This window comes from Enterocloster sp. OA13, from assembly GCF_022440595.1.
Taxonomy (GTDB): domain Bacteria; phylum Bacillota; class Clostridia; order Lachnospirales; family Lachnospiraceae; genus Enterocloster; species Enterocloster hominis.
Map to the genome: position 1 here is coordinate 4,361,216 of NZ_JAKNTF010000001.1, position 18,580 is coordinate 4,379,795.

15 protein-coding genes, 1 tRNA gene and 1 pseudogene are annotated in these 18,580 nt (G+C 51.2%); 4 read left to right on the forward strand and 13 right to left on the reverse strand.

Annotated features, from left to right (window positions below; translation table 11 throughout):
- Positions 1–17: 17 nt before the first annotated feature.
- From MCJ35_RS19290 to MCJ35_RS19315, 6 genes are all read right to left on the reverse strand, one after another.
- A complete protein-coding gene (locus MCJ35_RS19290) occupies positions 18–1,301 on the reverse strand; it encodes a TRAP transporter large permease (protein WP_025485801.1) in 1,284 nt (427 codons plus the stop codon).
- A complete protein-coding gene (locus tag MCJ35_RS19295) occupies positions 1,301–1,846 on the reverse strand; it encodes a TRAP transporter small permease (protein WP_025485800.1) in 546 nt (181 codons plus the stop codon). Before MCJ35_RS19295 ends, MCJ35_RS19290 begins: the two co-directional genes overlap by 1 nt.
- Before the next feature lie 29 nt (positions 1,847–1,875).
- Positions 1,876–2,973, reverse strand: coding sequence for a TRAP transporter substrate-binding protein (locus tag MCJ35_RS19300; RefSeq protein WP_025485799.1), 1,098 nt, complete (start codon positions 2,971–2,973; stop codon positions 1,876–1,878).
- 301 nt (positions 2,974–3,274) lie between these two features.
- Complete coding sequence (locus tag MCJ35_RS19305; protein ID WP_025485798.1) at positions 3,275–5,065, reverse strand: single-stranded-DNA-specific exonuclease RecJ; 1,791 nt, start codon at positions 5,063–5,065, stop codon at positions 3,275–3,277.
- A 63-nt stretch (positions 5,066–5,128) separates the two neighbouring features.
- Entirely contained in the window at positions 5,129–6,490 is a 1,362-nt protein-coding gene (gene brnQ, locus MCJ35_RS19310; protein ID WP_008719373.1) for a branched-chain amino acid transport system II carrier protein, read from the reverse strand.
- A 142-nt stretch (positions 6,491–6,632) separates the two neighbouring features.
- Positions 6,633–7,553: a LysR family transcriptional regulator gene (locus MCJ35_RS19315; protein WP_025485797.1), complete on the reverse strand. Its 921-nt coding sequence runs from the start codon at positions 7,551–7,553 to the stop codon at positions 6,633–6,635.
- Positions 7,554–7,706: 153 nt separating this feature from the next.
- Here MCJ35_RS19315 and MCJ35_RS19320 point away from each other — a divergent pair, with 153 nt between their 5' ends.
- Entirely contained in the window at positions 7,707–9,050 is a 1,344-nt protein-coding gene (locus MCJ35_RS19320) for an enolase C-terminal domain-like protein (protein WP_025485796.1), read from the forward strand.
- Positions 9,051–9,146: 96 nt separating this feature from the next.
- Positions 9,147–10,448 (forward strand): SLC13 family permease, encoded by a 1,302-nt coding sequence (locus MCJ35_RS19325; RefSeq protein WP_025485795.1) that lies wholly within the window; start codon positions 9,147–9,149, stop codon positions 10,446–10,448.
- Here MCJ35_RS19325 and MCJ35_RS32210 read toward each other — a convergent pair.
- Positions 10,377–10,652 (reverse strand): annotated as a pseudogene (locus MCJ35_RS32210) (DUF6783 domain-containing protein); the annotation flags it as partial. The gene MCJ35_RS19325 and the pseudogene MCJ35_RS32210 sit on opposite strands and share 72 nt — an antisense overlap.
- On the opposite strand from MCJ35_RS32210, the gene MCJ35_RS32215 reads away from it, so the two are divergent.
- On the forward strand, positions 10,569–10,742 hold the full coding sequence (locus tag MCJ35_RS32215; protein WP_329602257.1) for a DUF6783 domain-containing protein: 174 nt from the start codon (positions 10,569–10,571) through the stop codon (positions 10,740–10,742). The pseudogene MCJ35_RS32210 and the gene MCJ35_RS32215 overlap by 84 nt on opposite strands.
- 510 nt (positions 10,743–11,252) lie before the next feature.
- Here the strand turns inward: MCJ35_RS32215 and MCJ35_RS19330 are convergent.
- From MCJ35_RS19330 to MCJ35_RS19355, 6 genes are all read right to left on the reverse strand, one after another.
- Positions 11,253–12,227, reverse strand: a complete 975-nt coding sequence (locus MCJ35_RS19330) for an ABC transporter ATP-binding protein (RefSeq protein ID WP_025485794.1) — start codon at positions 12,225–12,227, stop codon at positions 11,253–11,255.
- Entirely contained in the window at positions 12,217–13,344 is a 1,128-nt protein-coding gene (locus MCJ35_RS19335) for an ABC transporter ATP-binding protein (RefSeq protein ID WP_025485792.1), read from the reverse strand. Before MCJ35_RS19335 ends, MCJ35_RS19330 begins: the two co-directional genes overlap by 11 nt.
- Positions 13,345–13,355: 11 nt before the next feature.
- Positions 13,356–14,261 carry an ABC transporter permease gene (locus tag MCJ35_RS19340; protein WP_008719388.1) on the reverse strand — a complete coding sequence of 302 codons (906 nt, stop codon included), beginning with the start codon at positions 14,259–14,261 and terminating at the stop codon, positions 13,356–13,358.
- A complete protein-coding gene (locus tag MCJ35_RS19345; RefSeq protein WP_008719390.1) occupies positions 14,261–15,184 on the reverse strand; it encodes an ABC transporter permease in 924 nt (307 codons plus the stop codon). The genes MCJ35_RS19340 and MCJ35_RS19345 overlap by 1 nt, the downstream gene beginning before the upstream one ends.
- A 176-nt stretch (positions 15,185–15,360) precedes the next feature.
- Positions 15,361–17,055 carry an ABC transporter substrate-binding protein gene (locus MCJ35_RS19350; RefSeq protein WP_025485791.1) on the reverse strand — a complete coding sequence of 565 codons (1,695 nt, stop codon included), beginning with the start codon at positions 17,053–17,055 and terminating at the stop codon, positions 15,361–15,363.
- A 127-nt stretch (positions 17,056–17,182) separates the two neighbouring features.
- A complete protein-coding gene (locus MCJ35_RS19355; RefSeq protein ID WP_025485790.1) occupies positions 17,183–18,247 on the reverse strand; it encodes a hypothetical protein in 1,065 nt (354 codons plus the stop codon).
- 203 nt (positions 18,248–18,450) lie between these two features.
- On the opposite strand from MCJ35_RS19355, the gene MCJ35_RS19360 reads away from it, so the two are divergent.
- Positions 18,451–18,524 (forward strand) — tRNA-Arg (locus MCJ35_RS19360).
- Positions 18,525–18,580 lie beyond the last annotated feature (56 nt).

Consider the following 18,580-nt stretch of genomic DNA (forward strand, 5'->3'; position numbering starts at 1 on the left):
TTATATTTTTACATTCTTCAATAACCGCACAGCCTTGGAAGGAATGTGGTGATTGGCTCTATAAAGATAATGACCAGGGCCAGTATGACCTCCAAAACAGCATAAGGAATAATGGCCTTGTACATTTTTGACAAATCTATCTTAGCCACGGTTGAAGTTGTAAATAAAAGCATCCCCACTGGCGGCGTTATCATTCCAACGGTTAACGTGATGGAAACAATTAATCCAAACCTGAGCATATCCACCTGAAACACCTGTGCAGCCGGCATGAGTATGGGAACCACAATAAGAATCGCCGGAGCCACATCCATCAGCATGCCTACCATCACAAGCAGGAAGAATACAATCAGAAGGAACGAATTCTGGCTGCTGGCAAAGGATAAACAAAACCCTGATATCTTCTGGGGCAGCTGCATGGCGGTAATCCCCCAGCCCATGGCCGCAGCCATGGCAATGATAATCATGACCACGGATGTCATTCTTGCCGCATTGGCCAAACTATTGTATAAATCCTTCCAGGTAAAGTTTTTAAGACCGAAAGCTGATATAATTATAGCATAAACCCCCGCCACAACAGAAGACTCTGTAGCAGTAAATATTCCGGTTGTAATTCCCCCCAGAATGATGAATGGCATAAACAGCGCAGGAAGGGTTTTCCAGATTGTCTGCAATACCTTTTTCCATCCGGCGAAGTTTTCCTTATAAGGATAGTTCCGTTTTACTGCAAAGTAGTAATTCATCGCAAACATCCCGGTAGTCAGTATGATAGCCGGCACAATCCCTCCGATGAACATGGCTGACACGGAAACATTTCCTGCCACAATCGCGTAGATGATGAAAATATTACTAGGCGGCACTATAGGCGACAGGACCGCGCTGGCAGCTGTGACGGAAGCGGAAAAGTCCCTGTCATATCCCTGGTCTGTCATCATCTCTATCTCAATCGACCCCAGGCCCACTGCGTCCGCGTTAGCAGCCCCGCTGATTCCGCCAAAAAGCATGCTGGCCAGCACATTGGCATGGGCCAGGCCACCCCTGATATGCCCCACAAGCGCATCACAGAACAAAAGGATTCTTTTTGTTATACCACCTTTTGACATAATATCCGCAGCCAGGATGAAAAATGGTATGCAAAGATATGTAAATGAATTCACTCCCGTAATCATCTTGGTTGGAAGTATGGTCATCTTAGCGTCACACATATGTAACGAAATAATTGTTATAAAACCAATTCCCCAGCTAATAGGTACGCCAATGACAATGACAGCTATAAAAACCACCAGAATAATCAGTCCCTGCATTACTCAACACCTCCCTGTCCCATATTTTCAAATGGTTCCTTTTCTTTTGTGATAATCCCAAGAACATCAATGGCATATCTGACAAATATAAACAGCATACCAATCGTAATGGGTACATACATCATGAAACCAGGAAGGCCCATGGCCGGAGACCGGTAAGTACGGTTGGTATTAAGCACTACGAATGAATATCTGAATGCCACTACCGCCACGAACAGGCAGATGCACTGCACAACAATATACAAAAATAGCTTAGGAACGCCTTTACATCTGTTGATGAAAAACGTATTGGCAGATTCCAGCCCCTGCTTTACCGTAATCGGCAGTTCCAGGTATATGAGCCAGAACAAGCAGAATCTGGAAAGTTCTTCCGTAAATGACAACGGCAATATTAAAAACCGGGAAATAATGAACCGGTAAAGCACCTGCACAAAAATAGACAGGAATGCTGTTGCCAGCAATACTACCCCGCATACTTCAAAACACTTATGTATCCGGTTTTCTAACTGGTCCATTTTTCTGTATGCTAATTTCAAAACCTCCATCCTCTGCTCCTCCTAAACTCCTATTAAACTTAATGGCTTGACCTGTATGCTTCAATCTTTGCGATAAAATCATTGACCGGTTCCTCACCTATCAAATTGACAATATAGTCATGTGAACCCTTATATACGGCTTCATGCCAGAGTTCTAATTCCTCCGGGGTTGGTTCATATACGACGATATCCTCATTTTTCAAAAATTCCAGTCCTTCCTTTTCCTGCTTATCCACAAACTGGATAGCGGATTTCCGGGCCTCTGCCACGGCCTCATCAAATATAGGTTTCAAATCCCCGGGAAGGCTTTCATACCACTGGTGATTTACCACAAATGGTGATATGGAATATACATGCCCATCTGTTACCATATATTTTTGGACTTCATATGTTAAATCACTGATAATAAATGCTGTCGGGTTTTCCTGGCCATCCACCACTCCGTTCTGCAGCGCTGAATATAATTCAGACGAAGACATGGGGGTTGCTATGGCTCCCAGGGATTCAACCATTTTCACATAAAGCTCATTCTCCATAACGCGGAATACAATTCCCTTCATATCATCCGGAACCCTTATTTCCTTTTTATTATTGGTAAAATGTCTGGCCCCCGCAGTAAAACATGTGGCAACATCTATACCCATGGAATCTTCCACTGTCTCAAAGGTTTTCATCATCTCCCCGTCAGCAAGCAATGCATTACACTCCTCATTGCTTCCTATTGAGCCCGGTATCTGCCACAGGTTCAGCTGCGTGTCATTAGAAATCAGCGTGCTTATATTGACCAAAGCTGTCTCTATATTGCCATCGGATACACCCGACAATACTTCACTAAAGGACCCCAGCTGCGCTGCGGGATATATCTGGATGTCAAACCTTCCAGGTGCTTTTTCATCCAGGTAATCTTTAAAGGTCTGTGCAAATTCAGTCTCCAGGCAGGTTTCCCTGGTCAGTTCAGGCGAGTTATAAGAAAACTTAAGTTTAATCACATCACCTGTACCTTCTTTTGCTGCCTCTGTTTTCTGTGTTTCCGGCTTTTTGGACGGTTCCTCTGTAGATGTGCTGCCTCCACATGCAGTCAGGATTCCCATCATCACACATGCTGCGGTTACAAATACGGTTAGCTTTCTCTTCATAAATTTTACCTCCTTATACTTGATTTACAGTTTTTGCTCTTCATGGGAACGTTCCCACACATATCCTAAGGATAGGAACGTTCCCATGATAACGTTCCCACACTTTATTATATAGCATATTTCACAATGACTGTCAATATTATATTTATTTTTTCACCAATTTTACACCTTCCATATAACACTGTTAACATGTAAAAAGGATGGACACGTAATAAAGTACCATGCTCCATCCTTTTATCTTAAAATTAAGTTGCATACGCTCTTGCGGCAGACAGCTGTCCCTATCCATTTACGCCTTATCTCAATGGAACTTCCAGTCCTTCACCACTATCTGAAGATTCCTGTTCCCATTATATTCATTTATCCCGGGGTAGTAGATGATATCCATGACCCTGCTGTTTCCCTTTTCCTCCATAAACAGGTCGCCCTCTGTAAATACCACCCCGTTCATGGATACCCCGCGTTCATTGACCAGGCTCAGACGCACCACATTCCGGTTCCTGCCCATGACGCTGGCGCTCCGTATCACCATATTCTTCTGTGCAAACTGCGGTTTCTCATTGCCCTGTCCGTAAGGCTCCAGCAGTTCCAGTTCCTTCACAAATGACTCCGATATGTACTCAAAAGGCATGGCCACATCTATCCAGACCCTGGGGATGAAATCATCCTCCGTCAGACGCTCCCTGGCGTTCTCATTAAGACGGCGCCGGAACTCATCCACGTCTTCCTCCCTCAGGGAGAATCCCGCCGCCATGGGATGGCCTCCGAACTTGAGAAGCAGGTCCTTTACCTCCACCAGCGCATGGAACATGTGGTAAGCTTCAATGGAACGCCCTGAGCCCTTGGCACAGCCCTCTGCGCGTGTCAGGACAAAGGAAGGCTTGCCGTACCGTTCCCTCAGCCGCCCTGCCACAATCCCTGCCAGTGACTCGTGGCAGTCCGGCAGGAACACCACCAGAACCTTGTCATCCTGGTATAGTTCATCCACCATGGCCGCCGCATCGTCAATACCCGCCTGGGTCATGTCCTTTCTCTGGTCGTTAAGCTCCTTAAGCTCCTGGGCCATGCGGTCCGCCTCCATCTCATCCTCACAGAGCAGAAGCCCAAGGGCCAGCTTGGCGGTCTGAAGCCGTCCGCTGGCATTGAGACAGGGTCCGATGACAAAGCCGATGTGGTAGGCCGTAATGGAGTCCGATGCCAGGTTATTCTTCTCTATCAGCTTGCGCAGGCCAAGATTGGATGTATGGCCCAGGCGGCAAAGCCCTTCCTTCACAATGATGCGGTTCTCGCCCTGGAGCTTCATCACATCCCCTACCGTTGCAATGGCCGCAATCTCAAGCATGTCCAGCCATTCCTCCACAGGCACCCCGCATTCCTCAAACAGCACCTGTACCAGCTTGTAGGCCACCATGCCGCCGCATATGCCGGGAAATGGATACCTGCAGCCCCTCATCTTGGGATTCACAATGGCATCCGCAGGCGGAAGCACCTCGGTTCCCTGGCAGGAGTCCTCCGCATCCGCATCATTTCCATCCTGGCCGCCCGCATCATCTCCAGCGCCGCTGTTTCCGCTCTCCTCCACCAGTATGTCATGATGGTCCGTAACCACCACGGTCATCCCCAGTTCCTTTGCCCTGGCAATCTGGCTGACCGCCGCGATTCCGTTGTCGCAGGTGAGTATGGTATCAATGCCGTCCTCTGCCGCTGCCTCAATGATCATCTCATTAATCCCATACCCGTCCTTAATCCTGTCCGGTATCTCAAAATCCACATCGGCCCCAATCCGTTTCAGCGCCCGGTAGAGCAGATAGGTGGAGCAGACGCCGTCAATATCATAGTCCCCCACAATGCGGATGGGTTTCCCTTCCTGCACCTTGCCCCGCAGGATTCCCACCGCCTTTTCCATGTCCGGCAGCAGACGGGGGTCGTGCAGGTCTTTTACGGAACCATGCAGGTAATGCCCGATGTCCTCCATCCCCTCAATTCCCCGGTTACGGATAATCCTTGCCGTTACCGGACTGATTCCATATGTCTCCGCAATTTTATTAAAATCCGCCTTTTTAGCGTGCAGCATCCATCTTGTCTGTGTCATGTCCCATCCTGTCCTTTTCTGTGTCAATTACAATTCCATCAATCATTCTGAATCAATATTTTCCTATAAATCATTTTCCTCCTCCATCACAGAGGAGACAACAATCCCAGCCGCCATCCCTGCCAATGCAGGCACGACCCATCCCAGTCCGGCCCCATATCCCGGAAGGTAGGTGGTTGCCTGGCTCAGGAAAGGTATGGTAACCTTACTCTGCTCCAGCGCATATACCACGCTGACAATCCCTGTGAGCAGGATGCTGCACGGGAACATGGACGGCCACCTCCTGGTCAGGGGTCCCAAAAATGCCAGCACGATCAGCACGATTGCCACAGGGTATATGGCGTTCAGCACTGGTTCCGATACGGTCAGTATCCGGTTCAGCCCCGCGCTGGATATCACCAGGCTGACAGCCGCAAACACAAATACCCACACCCTATATCCAATCACCGGGATTATGGTGGTAAAATACTGGCTGCAGCAGCTTAAAAGTCCCACGCATGTATTAAAGCACGCGATGAGGAAGATAACCCCCAGGATCATCATCCCTGCATTCCCAAACAGGCTGCCCGCCACATAGGTAAGTATCCTGGCTCCGTTCCTTGTATCGGCAGCCGCTGCACCCGCAGGCGCCCCGATGTGGGCCAGCGCCCCATAGACCAGGGCCAGAAGGATGCCGGCAATCACTCCCGCCTTTACGGTTTCCCTGACAACCGCGCCCTCCTGGTCCACGCCCTTGGCCCGGATATTGATGGCAATGATAATGCCGAAGTTAAGGGCGGCAATGGTATCCATGGTCTGATATCCTTCCAGAAAGCCCTTGACCACCGGGCCAGCGCTGTAAACCGCCTCCGGCGCCCCATAGGGACCCATGGGCCATACCAGGCATCCGGTAAAAATCACCCCGATTAATATCAAAAGTGCGGGGCAGAGCACCTTCCCCAACCGGTCCGTCAGCTTCTCCGGCCTGAAGGCCACTGCCATGGCCGCCATGAAGAAAAGGGCCGAATATCCAAACTGCGCCGCTGTCTGAAGGGTAAAACCCGTTCCTCCCACAAGCTGCCCCATCTCAAACCGCATCCCGGTCAGAATGGGAAGCACCGTCATCTCAAAGGAGGTGCTGGCCGTCCTTGGAATGGCCAGACATGGTCCGATGGACAGGTAAATCAGCAGCGTGAACAGAAACGCGAAGGCAGGATGTACTTTCTTTGCCAGGCTGGGAAGCCCGCCGGAAAGCGCAACCGCCGCCACGCCCAATACAGGAAGCCCCACCGCGCTTATGAGGAACCCCTCCATTGCCCGCCATGTAAGGCTGCCTGCCTGTGCCCCAAGAAAAGGCGGGAAAATCAGATTCCCCGCGCCAAAAAACATGGAAAATAATGTAAATCCAACAAGCAGCAGATTGTGCTTTGATAGTTTCTGTCTCATATGTACGTCCCCGCTCAATACAAAATAAGAGATAAGAGTTTATCCCCCGATTTCTCTTATCTCTTCCTTTCCCTATGATACCACAAAACAGGACATGTTTCAACACCAACACCACGTCCCTGCAGACACACGCATGCACGGCTCAGTCCCCTGGCCCGTCTTCATCCTGCCGTTCAAAATATCCGCGTATGTACCGGAACAGCGCTCTTTCCGGCTCGTTCTGGATCAGGTTCTTCCTGCGCACCAGGGCATTATAGCGGTACATCCGGGGATTCAGGGAATAATAGACAACATTTTCCCTGTCACTGACACAGGACCTGGCAATGAACGTGACGCCAATCCCTTTTGCCACCATGGCCCGGGTGGCAATGATGCTGTTGGTCTCGCACATGGTACTTGGCTGGAACCCTGCGGATGCAAATATCCGGTCTGCCAGTTCCCTCAGAGTGGACCCTTTCTTGGACAGCATGAAATTCTCATCCTTAAATTCCCGGACCAGTTCTTCCCTGGTCAGATTTCCGGTCCGGTTACGCAGGCAGTAACCATGGGCCGCAGGCACTGCAAAAAGCACCTCTTCCTTCCGGAGAAGGGACACCTGTTCCCCTGCAAATGCATCCGCGCAGTTCAGCGCCATGACCGCACAGTCAATTCCCTCCTCCAGGATCATCCTTGTAAGCGTGGGCACATTGGATTCCGTAATCTCAATGGTAACCTGGGGAAACTCCTTCTTATAGACAGGTATGATCTCCGTCAGCATCCTCAGGCCGAACTGGGAAGTCACCCCAATGGTGATATGGCCTTTATGGTTCAGCCCCCGGATGTTATGGTACAGGTCCTTCTGGATCTGGATTGCCTTCCTGGCAGCCTCCACATACAGCTCCCCTGCCGGGGTCAGCAGCAGTTCCCCCTTGGCCCGTATGAAAAGCGGTACCCCAATCTCCTGTTCCAGCCTGGACAGGTACTGGCTCAGGGAGGACTGGGATACATAAAGCTCTTCCGCCGCCTTTGTCATATTCTTTTTCCTGGCAATTGTCAGCACATAATTCAAATATTTTGTATCCAATGTAATCCCCTCCCGCACATCCATGATTGGATATATTTACTATTAGCAAATGTGATTGCTCCAATTATTTTTACATATTGGCCTGTTTCTCCTAACTGTATTATAATGAAAACCGTCAGAAAAACAAGCGTTTCAAGAAAAGGAGCAGATGATATGTTAAATAATACGCCGGTCATCACAGACATGAAAGTCATTCCCGTGGCTGGATATGACAGTATGGAAATGACCCTGAGCGGGGCGCACGCACCCTATTTTACGAGAAATATTGTAATCCTTGAAGACAACTCCGGCCATACGGGAATTGGGGAAATCCATGGCGGTGAATACACCTGTGAATGCCTGACCAGCTACATCCCCCTGGTAGTGGGGCAGGAAGTCGGTAAATACCGCTCCATTCTTGGAACCATCCACCGGGGAGGCAGGAAAGCGCCTGGGGATGACGGGGAAGGGATACAGACCCTGGACATCAGCAAACTCAAGTTCGTGGTCCAGGCAGAATGGGCCATTGAATGCGCTCTGCTAGACCTGCTTGGACAGCACCTGGGTGTTCCTGTGTGCGAGCTTCTGGCTGAAGGAAAGCAGCGCAGCCAGGTGGAAGTGCTGGGATACCTGTTCTATGTCTCAGATAAAGGCAAAACCGGGCTTCCTTACATAGATGAATCCAACAGCAGCGATTCCTGGTTCCGAATGAGACGCAGGGAGATGGTCAGCCATGAACAGATTGTGGAACAGGCCTGCTGCCTTCAGGAAAAATACGGATACCGCAACTTCAAACTGAAAGGCGGCGTATTCTCCGGTGAATATGAGATGGAGACCATACGCGCCTTAAAGAAACAGTTTCCAAACGGACGCATCAACATAGACCCCAACGGGGCATGGAGCCTTCAGGAGGCCATCGGACTGTGCCGGGACATGGGCCATATCCTGTCCTATGTGGAGGATCCCTGCGGACCTGAGGCAGGATTCTCCAGCCGTGAGATCATGGCTGAATTCAAGAATGCAACCCATATTCCGGTTGCCACCAATATGATTGCCACCAACTGGAGACAGTTTTACCACGCAGCCGCGTTAAAATCCGTGGACATCGTGCTGGCAGACCCGCATTTCTGGGGACTTGAAGGAAGCCTGCGCATGGCGGCGCTTTTAAATGACTGGGGACTTACCTGGGGAAGCCATTCCAACAACCATTTTGACATAACCCTTACCACCTTTGCCCATGTGGCCGCCGCCGCCCCGGGTTCCCCCACCGCCCTGGATACCCACTGGATCTGGCAGGACGGGCAGAACCTGTTAAAGGATACGCCTGCCATCCGGGACGGTTATCTGGAGGTTCCTGACCGGCCTGGTCTGGGTGTCACCCTGGATATGGAGAAGGTGATGGAGGCAAACCGGCTTTATCATTCCATGCCAAACCATGACAGGGATGATGCAATGGCCATGCAGTATCTGATACCAGGATGGAAATATGATTCCAAAAAGCCCTGCCTTGTAAGATAGGCTTGAAACAGGCATGCTGCCCCGGCATAGGGCAGGCCGTTCCTGACAGCAGGCCGCTCCTGCGGCAGAAAACAAATAATGGGAGGATAATGAAACATGAGTTATACCGCAATTATAGGCTTCGCGATGATGATATTAATCACCACGCTGCTCTTAAAGAAGAAAGTCAGCACCTTGTTTGCATTTACAATCATTCCCATCATTGGCGCCTTTTTAATCGGCGCCAGTGTCCCGGAGATATGCGGCTATATCAATTCCGGCCTGGGAAAAACCAGGGACCTGATGTTCATCATCTTCTTTTCCCTGCCCTATTTCTCCGTCATGTCGGAAGCAGGACTGTTCGACATCATGGTTGAATTCCTGTTAAAACACACCAGGCTCAGCGTCACCGTAATCTGTATCATCACCGTGCTGGTGTCCCTGATTACGGAAATTGACGGAAGCGTCACCTCCACTTATCTGGTTACCATCCCCATGATGCTGCCCCTTTACAAAAAGCTGAAGATTGACCCCAAGGTCCTTCTGCTGCTGTGTTCCGCCACCATGTGCGCCCTGTTCGTTACGCCGTGGAACGGCAGGACCTTAAGGGCGGCCACGCTCTTAGAGGGAATCGAAAGTCCACAGAACTACATTTTCATGAAAATGCTTCCCATGATGCTGATTTACATCGCGCTCTGCATTGTCCTTGCCGTAATCCTTGCGCGGCTGCAGATGAAGAAAGGCGCAGGGCAGGTAAGCGTGGACGTGGACACCCGGACGGTGATGGAAGCTTCTGAACTGAAACGGCCTAAATTGTTCTGGTTCAACCTGGTCTGGACAATCCTTCTTATAATCGGACTCAGCATCGTGCCCTGCCCGGACTACTTTGTATTTGCCATTGGCCTGATTGTGGCCCTCAGCGTCAACTACCCTGACCTGAAACTCCAGGGAAGCCTGTTAAAGAAATATTCCCAGGAAATGTATTCCACTGCCTGCGCCGTATTCCTGTCCGGAGTAGTGGTCGGGGTGCTGTCTGAAAGCGGAATGATGGATGCCATGGTGGATTTCCTTATCCGTATCATACCCGGTACCATGGGACCATGGGTATATCTTATCATTGCACTGTTTTCCACCCCGCTCATGCTTATCTTCACCAATGATATATGGCAGTATGCCCTGGTCCCCATTGTTGCCGGGGTAAGCAGCAAATTCGGCGTTCCCAATGAAATAGTGGTGCTTACACTTCTCATGAACATGGGCGCCATGATTTCCCCGGTTGCCCAGCCTCAGATCTATCTGGCCTGCGACCTGGCCGATGGCACGGAGTTGGCGGATTATGTGAAATTCTCATTTGTGCCGCTGTGGATCCTGTCCGTGCTTTGGGTTGTGATTGGGTATTGTATTGGGGTGTTTAGGTGATGGAAGGATTTTAGGTGCGGAGGGATTTTGGGGTGCGGACGGGGAGGTGGGGGCGTCCGTGAGCGGAAGGGGGCTGGGGGAGGTGGATACGGCTGCGGTGCTAGTAGTTCTAGGTCGTGTTTGAAAATTGCTTTCCGTCAGCTGTGCGTTCCACTTTGTGGGAGATTTGGTCCCGATGAGGGAGGCGTAGCGGGCTACGTTGACCGAATTGGGACCAAATATGCCGCGAAGTGGGGCGTGCAGATGGCGGGAATGAATTTTCAAACACGACCTAGGACTCTGGGAACCGGCTAAAAACAAGAGGCTTCTGCCCTAACTCGCTGCTGCTCTTTTCCTTGATTTTAGTTACTGGGCTCAGACAAAGGGCGCCAGCCTCTTAACGCCGCTTCCCACAGCCCAAGAACTACACGCACCTGTAGATGCATCCACCGCCCCCAGCCCCCTTCCGCTCACCCACTACGTTTCCTCGCGCCTGCATCCATTCAATCTGTACCGGTGGGATGGTTGACAGGCTTAGGCTTTTCTGATTGTTTCGTGATTCCGGCTTTGATTTTATTGGATGTGTCTGACTGTCAGAGGGTTTACTTCAATTATTGGAATGTATCAGAAATATCAAAATGCCGCGGGTCCACAAAACTTGATTGATGTTTATGTGGGACTGCGGCATTCTGTCTGTTGGGATTTTCTTTTAATTTGGATTCTGTTCTGTTTTGAATCTGTCTTATTCCGTATCTGCTCTACGCTGTACCAGCCTTATTCCGTATCTGTTCTACTTCCAGCCACCCTATGCCAGACTTATTTCCTTTATGTCAGCGGAAAGTGGCAGAATACCTGGCGTTCCCCGATTGTTTTTCCTTCTGGCACGGTTTGGATGCAGATGTCTTTTGCGTATGGGCATCTTGTGTGGAAGCGGCAGCCGGAGGGAGGGTTTACGGGGCTGGGGATTTCGCCTGTCAGGAGTTCTTTTTCATCGCTGCGTAGCCTGGGGTCTGCTTTTGGTATGGCGTTGAGCAGGAAATGGGTGTATGGGTGCAGGGGGTGGTCGTAGAGTTCATGGGTGTCCCCTATCTCGCAGACCATGCCCAGGAACATGACGCAGACCCGGTCGGATATGAACTTCACCACACTCAGGTCATGGGAAATGAACAGGTAGGTCAGCTGGTACTGCTCCTGCAGGTCTTTTAACAGGTTTAATACCTGGGACTGGATGGATACGTCCAGGGCGGATACCGGCTCGTCGCATATGATCAGCCTGGGATGCAGGGCTATGGCCCTTGCAATGCCGATTCTCTGGCGCTGTCCGCCTGAGAACTGGTGGGGGTACCGGTTGATGAACTCCCTTGGGATTCCCACCTCATCCATCAGCTCTTTGACCTGGCTGTCAATCTCGTCCTTTGTCCTGGCAAGGCCGTGGGTGGTAAGGGGTTCTGAGATGATTTCCCTTACGTTCATACGGGGATTTAAGGATGCGTACGGATCCTGGAAGATGATCTGCATCTGACGCCGGATTTCCGTAAATTCCCTGTCCTTCATCCTGGTGATGTCTGTCCCGTCAAATTCAACGGTACCGGATGTGGCCTCTATGAGCTTAATCAGGGTGCGCCCCAATGTGCTTTTGCCGCAGCCTGCCTCGCCTACCAGGGCCAGCGTCTCGCCTTCGTATATCTTTAGGTTCACACCGGATACCGCGTGCACCACATTTTTTCCTTTTTTGCCGCCTTCAAGGGCAAATTCCTTTACAAGTTCCCTGGCCTCCAGAAGTATTTTCTTATCTGCCATCTTCCGCCACCTCCCCGCAGGATGAGCCTGCCTGTCCATCCAGGCCGCATGATTCAGGGGCTGTGTCCTTCTGCCCCCTATCTTCATAAAGGAAACACCGTACCTTGTGGCTCATGCCGTTTTCATCTGTCCCAATCCCATAAAGCCCGGGCTTTTCCTCCATGCACCGCGCCTCTGCCTTTTTACAGCGGTTGCAGAAATTGCAGCCTGCCGGCAGATGCAGGAGGTTGGGTACCACACCTTCTATGGTATAGAGCCGCTCCTCCCTGCTATCCAGTTTGGGTATGGACTTTAACAGTCCCTGGGTATAGGGGTGGCTGGTGTTCCCAAACAGGTCGAATACCTCTGCCTGCTCCATTACCTTGCCCGCGTACATGACGTAGACGTAATCGCACACCTCTGCCACCACTCCCATATTGTGGGTTATCAGGATAATGGATGTTCCCTGTTCGTCCCGCAGGCGTTTCATCAAACGCAGTATCTGCGCCTCTATGGTAACGTCCAGGGCCGTGGTCGGCTCGTCTGCAATCATGACCTTGGGCTTACAGACCATGGCCATTCCTATCATCACACGCTGGCGCAGGCCGCCGGAAAGCTGGTGCGGATAGGAATGGTAACGCTTCTCCGGCTCCGGGATTCCCACCTCCTTAAATATCTCAATCACCTGACGGCTGGCCTCGGCCTTTGATACCTTCTGGTGCAGAAGGATGGCTTCCTGTACCTGCCTTCCCACCGGATACACGGGATTCAGGGAGGTCATGGGTTCCTGGAAAATCATGGATATCTCATTGCCGCGCACCCTGGCCCTCTCCTTTGGATTCAGATAGGTAATGTCCCTGCCGTCCAGGGTAATTCTTCCTCCCACCACCTTGCCGGGGTGGCGCAGAAGCCCCATCACGGACATGGCCGTCATGCTCTTCCCGCACCCGGACTCGCCTACCAGGCCGATTATCTTGCCCGCAGGCACCTCGATGGTCACATCGTCCACCGCCGGGACCGTACCCCTGGCTGTGAAAAAATAGGACTGCAGGTTCTCAATTGTCAGTACATTGTTACCTGCCGGGGCATTGTCCCCGGTCAAAGCATTTTCTTGTTTCAAAGCATTTTCCCTGTTCATCCGCCTGCCTCCTATTGTTCTTTTAAATACGGGTCAAGCACATCCCTAAGGCCGTCGCCAAGGAAGTTAAATGCCATGACCACAATCATGATTGCCACGCTGGGCGCAATGGAAAGCCACGGTTCGGAGAAAAGGTACTTCTTGCCGCGGACAACCGCAAGTCCCCAGCTGGCTGACGGCGGCTGCAGCCCTGCCCCAAGGAAGCTTAAGGAAGATTCCGTCAGTATGGCCGCCGGTATGTTAAGGGTAAACAGCACGATCAGGGACGGCAGGCAGTTGGGAAGGATGTGCCGGAACATGATCCTCCACTTCTTCACGCCGATGGAACGGGCCGCCTCCACATACTCCGCCTCTTTCAGGGAAAGGGTCTGGGAGCGGACAATCCGGGCCGTCCCCGCCCAGTTCACCAGGATCAGCGCAGCGAAAATACTCACAAGGCCGCCGCCTATGGTATAGGTAATGACCAGCGCCAGAAGCAGGGAGGGAAATGCAAGCATCACATCTGCCAGGCGCATGATTGCAAAGTCAACCCTGCCGCCGTAAAACCCGGCCAGCAGCCCCAGGACGGTTCCGATTGCCATGGAAATCAGCGTGGGGACAAGCCCTACAAGCAGGGATACCCTTGCTCCGTATATAATCCGGCTGAACAGGTCCCGTCCCAGCTCGTCCGTTCCCAGAAGGTGGGCCGCGCCGGGCGCCTGAAGCCGGTCGGTCAGTGTCTGGGCGTATGGGTCATAGGGCGCTGCCAGCGGTGCGAATATGGCGGCCAGCGCAATCACGATGATTACAATTGCCGCAAATGCAGCCAGTTTATTCTGGCGGACCATGGTCTTCATCTGGTCCAGCAGTGTCTCGGATTCCCCTATCTGTGACTCCACATCCAGGGAATTGATTGTTGTTATTTTTTCCTCATTCATCATGCGCCCTCCCTGATTCTCGGATCCAGTACCGAATACAGCATATCCGCTACCAGGTTACCTGCAATTACAAGAATGGTTGTAAAGATGACCGTGCCCTGCAAAAGAGGCATGTCCCTCGTCTCAATGGCATTCACCGCCAGACGTCCGATTCCCGGAATCCCGAACACGCTCTCAGTCAGCACGGCTCCTGAAAGCATGCTGGAAACCTGGAGCGCCATCATGGTGACCACGGGCAGCATGGCATTCTTAAGGGCGTGATGGACAATGACGCCCCATTCCCTGAGTCCCTTTGCCCTGGCCGTGCGTATGTAATCCCCCTGCATGGCCTCCACCAGGTTGGAACGCGTCATGCGGGCAATGCTTCCTGCCGAGTTCCACCCAAGGACAATGGCCGGCAGCACCATGGCAGCCAAGGAATCATATCCGGATACCGGAAACAGTTTAAGCTTGAATGCAAATACGTACTGAAGCACAAGCGCGGTCATGAATACAGGCATGGAAACCCCCAGCAGGGCGCATCCCATGAACAGGCGGTCCAACAGCCTGTTCTGTTTCACGGCAGCCACGATCCCGGCAGTGATTCCGATGATCCAGGCCACCACGGCCGCGCACACGGAAAGCTTGACCGTGTTAGGAAATGCTTCCAGTATGATTCCTGTCACATTCCGGTTCAGCCGGTAGGAGGTACCAAAATCCCCCTTAAGGGCATTGCCCACATACCGGAAAAACTGGATATACAGCGGCTGGTCCAGACCCATTTCCCGGCTGACCTTGTCAATGATGGCCTGGTTCACATGCTCGCCCAGCATGGTGGTGACCGGATTGCCGGGTATGATCCTCAGCATGATGAAAATAATCAGGACAACGCCTATAAGGACCGGTATGGATATCAGGATTCGTTTCAGACATTTTTTAAGCACTGGATTACCCCCTTCTTCCTTCTGGGAGTACTCTCAGAAACCACCTTGACGGGCAAAGAGGTTTCTGAGGGCACTCCGCATATCTGCCAAAGGTGCCGCAGTATATGCGGCACCCAGGCAGTCCGGCGGACGCCGGACTAATATCATATGTATGGCCCCGTCAAGGCAGCCGTAATTTATTCTGAAATGGACAGCGGATAGAAATCATTGTCGCTGAGGCCGTTCCAGGCAACCTTAAAGTTCTGCACGCGCTTGGAAACAGCGAAGAGGTGGAGTCTGGAAAACATGGGAACCCATGCAGCATCCTCTGATATGATTTTCTCCTCCAGGGCATTGTATTCCTTCATGCGCTCATCGTTGTCCAGGATGGTCCTGGCCTTTGCCACGCGCTCCATCACGGCTGTATCCGGATAGTTCAGGGAACGGGCCGTGGTTTTCTCCACATTGCCGAAGAAGGTGTAGATAAAGTTATCCGGGTCATTGTAATCAGCCGTCCATGTGGAAATGAAGGAACCAAGCTCGCCGGATTTCCTTGTCTCCAGCCATGTGGACTCATCATAATTCTTAATCTCCGCATTGATTCCCACCTGGGCCAGCTGCTCCTTGATGATCTCAAGGGCCATGGTCATGGTGTCGGAAGCCGACATATCAGCCGCAATCTCCATGGTGAATCCGTCCGGGTATCCTGCCTCTGCAAGCAGGGCCTTGGCGCCTTCGGGGTCATATTTGATTTCAGGCATATCCGGGTTAAAGCCAATCAAGCCGTGCGGGAAGATACCGTTCTCCAGCTGGCCCTTGCCGCCGTAAAGTGTGTCCAGGATTACCTGGCGGTCAATTGCCATCTGGACTGCTTTCCTGACCTGCAGGTTGTTAAACGGTTCTATCTTCTGGTTCATGGTAAAGTAGGTTGTTCCAAGACGCGGTCCGGAAACCATCTGGTCCGGATAAGTCTCCTGGAAACGGTCAATCTGCTCTGTCATATAGTCCATGTCCAGAAGATCCAGCTGGCCGCTCTCAAACATCATGGTCTGTGTCTCGGTATCAGGCACGATCTTGATTACAACGCCCGGAAGCTGGCTGGCTCCCTGGAAATAATCATCGTTCCTCACAAGTACAAGCTGGTCATTGTAAGTCCAGCTGGCAAACTTAAAGGGGCCGGTGCCAACGGTCAGGGCCGGGTCAAGGCCGAACTGGTCCCCTGCTTCCTCGGTGGCCTTTTCATTGTAAATGCATACGGCCGGGGTGGAGATGCAGGCCAGGAAACCGGAATACGGTTCCTTAAGGGTCAGCTTAAATGTGTAGTCATCCAGGATTTCAAAGCCTTCCAGCTCAGTTGCGGTTCCCTCAAACAGCTCTGAGGAGCCTTTTATCTGGTCCAGGAATTCGGAGTTGGTCCCTCCCTGTACCGTAAGCATGCGCTCGAATGTATATTTCACATCACTGGCCTTCAGTTCCTCGCCATTATGGAACTTCACGCCTTTTCTCAGGTAAAAGGTGTATTCCATGCCGTCATCACTGATATCCCACTTCTCTGCCAGGCACGGTTCAATGGAGGATGTCCCGTCATCCGCAACCTTGATTTCACAGAGGCTGTCATAGATATTAATGGGAATCTGATAATCCTTGGATGTCTTCTGCATGTCCGCTGTCTGGATATCCGCATTCAGGGCAACGTAAAGGAAACCCGTTGTGTCAATGCCGGTATCGCCCACGCTCTGTCCTGCGCCCGCTCCCTGGGCGTCTCCTGAAGCGCTGCTCTCTGCCGCTCCCGGCTGGGTTGCTGGCGTGCTGCCGCCCTGACCGCCGCAGCCGGACAGTCCCAGACCGGCAGCCATCATCAGTGCAAGTACCAGGCTTAATTTTCTTTTCATAGATGCTCCTCCTTTTTGTTCGGCCTCATACACAAAAAGACGCAGTACAACTTTTTTCTGCGTCATTGCATCCTCTTCCGAATTAATTGACTTATGAAAATAATAATACCATAGGGGATATCTCTTTTCAATGTTTTTGTTGCAGTTCTTCATTTACCAGGTCAAAGGTTTCTGTTTTATCATCCATGGTCACAGTTACCCGGATTACTTCATCCCCCTGCACAATCGCCCCGCCCCTGCTTGCTCCGCGAAGCTTAAATACCGTGTCCCTATATGGTATGGCATCGCTGAGGGACCCGCCTCCCACGGAAGTTTCATAAGAAATAGCAAGTTTTTTCGTCTGATTCAATACATCCAGGCCTTTTTTGTAAGATGCGGTTACCTCATACTGGCATTCACTCTCCGAACTCAGACGGCCATCCATATTGTAAAGTGTAATGGAGCCATCCACCTGGTACTCAAAATCCCATTCCTCATTGCCGCCTGTAAATGTAAAGCAGCGGCGGTCCACGGAATCAACATACTTTGTCATATCCGGTTTACGGATGAAATCAGTCAGCATGCCGGATGACATGATTACTTCCGGCAGCTGCCCGTAATCGCTGCTTTGATTGGAAGATGAGGCCGGTAAGACCATAGCAAGGTAACTGCCCCAGAATTCAAGGGAATCCTTATACACAGCAAAGGTCTGCGGTCCGGTTTCCTGCTGTTTCGGGTCAAGCTCCTTTATTTCATAGTAGGCATCAATTATCCCCTCTTCCTGGAGTTTCATCATGACGGCCTCATTATGGGCGCTAAAATATACAGGCAGGGATCCATCATATGCTTTCATGAATTCACGCACCTGTGCCAAGTATCCTGATTCCGAAACCGGGATAAACCGCAGTGGTTTGTCCAGCCGTATATAGTTCCCACGCAGCCGTTCGGGCAATTCCGTTTCTTTTGCCTGGGTCCACTCTATGTCTGTATCCAAAAACCAGACAGCCGCGTCCATACTGCCATCACCGTTTTCCTCTGTTGCCCCTGTATCCTCTGTTGCCCCCGTGTCCTCTGCCGCCCCCGTTTCCTTGCCTCCCCTGTCTTCCCCGCTGATTGTCACATCAGGCTCCGTTCCATCAGTAACAGATGCCTTACATCCTGCGGTAAGAACCACAGATAAGGACAGCATTGCCATTAAACCAGTTATACGCATTGCATCCACCTCCTCCAAACAGACCATTCATCGCGCCATATCTTATAGTCATAATATAGCATAATGCAGATATCAATATCTGTCATTTGTATTAAATGTTTATTACAATGGACTATAAAATTTTTTTCCAAAAACCATTGACATTTATCTCCAAAGGGGATATAATAGCTCTTGCGCTGTTAGAGATAAACAAGCAGCAGCATGCGTCAGTAGCTCAGCTGGATAGAGCATACGGCTACGGACCGTAGTGTCGGGAGTTCGAATCTTCTCTGGCGCATGAAAAAAGCCTCGCAGGTGAACCTGTGAGGTTTTTTGTTGTCTGTAATCTGTGTT

Coding starts and splice junctions, on each gene's coding strand:
- MCJ35_RS19290 (WP_025485801.1), bottom strand. CDS start 1,301: ATGCAGGGACTGATTATTCTGGTGGTTTTTATAGCTGTCATTGTCATT.
- MCJ35_RS19295 (WP_025485800.1), bottom strand. CDS start 1,846: ATGGAGGTTTTGAAATTAGCATACAGAAAAATGGACCAGTTAGAAAAC.
- MCJ35_RS19300 (WP_025485799.1), bottom strand. CDS start 2,973: ATGAAGAGAAAGCTAACCGTATTTGTAACCGCAGCATGTGTGATGATG.
- MCJ35_RS19305 (WP_025485798.1), bottom strand. CDS start 5,065: ATGACACAGACAAGATGGATGCTGCACGCTAAAAAGGCGGATTTTAAT.
- brnQ (WP_008719373.1), bottom strand. CDS start 6,490: ATGAGACAGAAACTATCAAAGCACAATCTGCTGCTTGTTGGATTTACA.
- MCJ35_RS19320 (WP_025485796.1), top strand. CDS start 7,707: ATGTTAAATAATACGCCGGTCATCACAGACATGAAAGTCATTCCCGTG.
- MCJ35_RS19325 (WP_025485795.1), top strand. CDS start 9,147: ATGAGTTATACCGCAATTATAGGCTTCGCGATGATGATATTAATCACC.
- MCJ35_RS19330 (WP_025485794.1), bottom strand. CDS start 12,227: ATGGCAGATAAGAAAATACTTCTGGAGGCCAGGGAACTTGTAAAGGAA.
- MCJ35_RS19335 (WP_025485792.1), bottom strand. CDS start 13,344: ATGAACAGGGAAAATGCTTTGAAACAAGAAAATGCTTTGACCGGGGAC.
- MCJ35_RS19340 (WP_008719388.1), bottom strand. CDS start 14,261: ATGAATGAGGAAAAAATAACAACAATCAATTCCCTGGATGTGGAGTCA.
- MCJ35_RS19350 (WP_025485791.1), bottom strand. CDS start 17,055: ATGAAAAGAAAATTAAGCCTGGTACTTGCACTGATGATGGCTGCCGGT.
- MCJ35_RS19355 (WP_025485790.1), bottom strand. CDS start 18,247: ATGCGTATAACTGGTTTAATGGCAATGCTGTCCTTATCTGTGGTTCTT.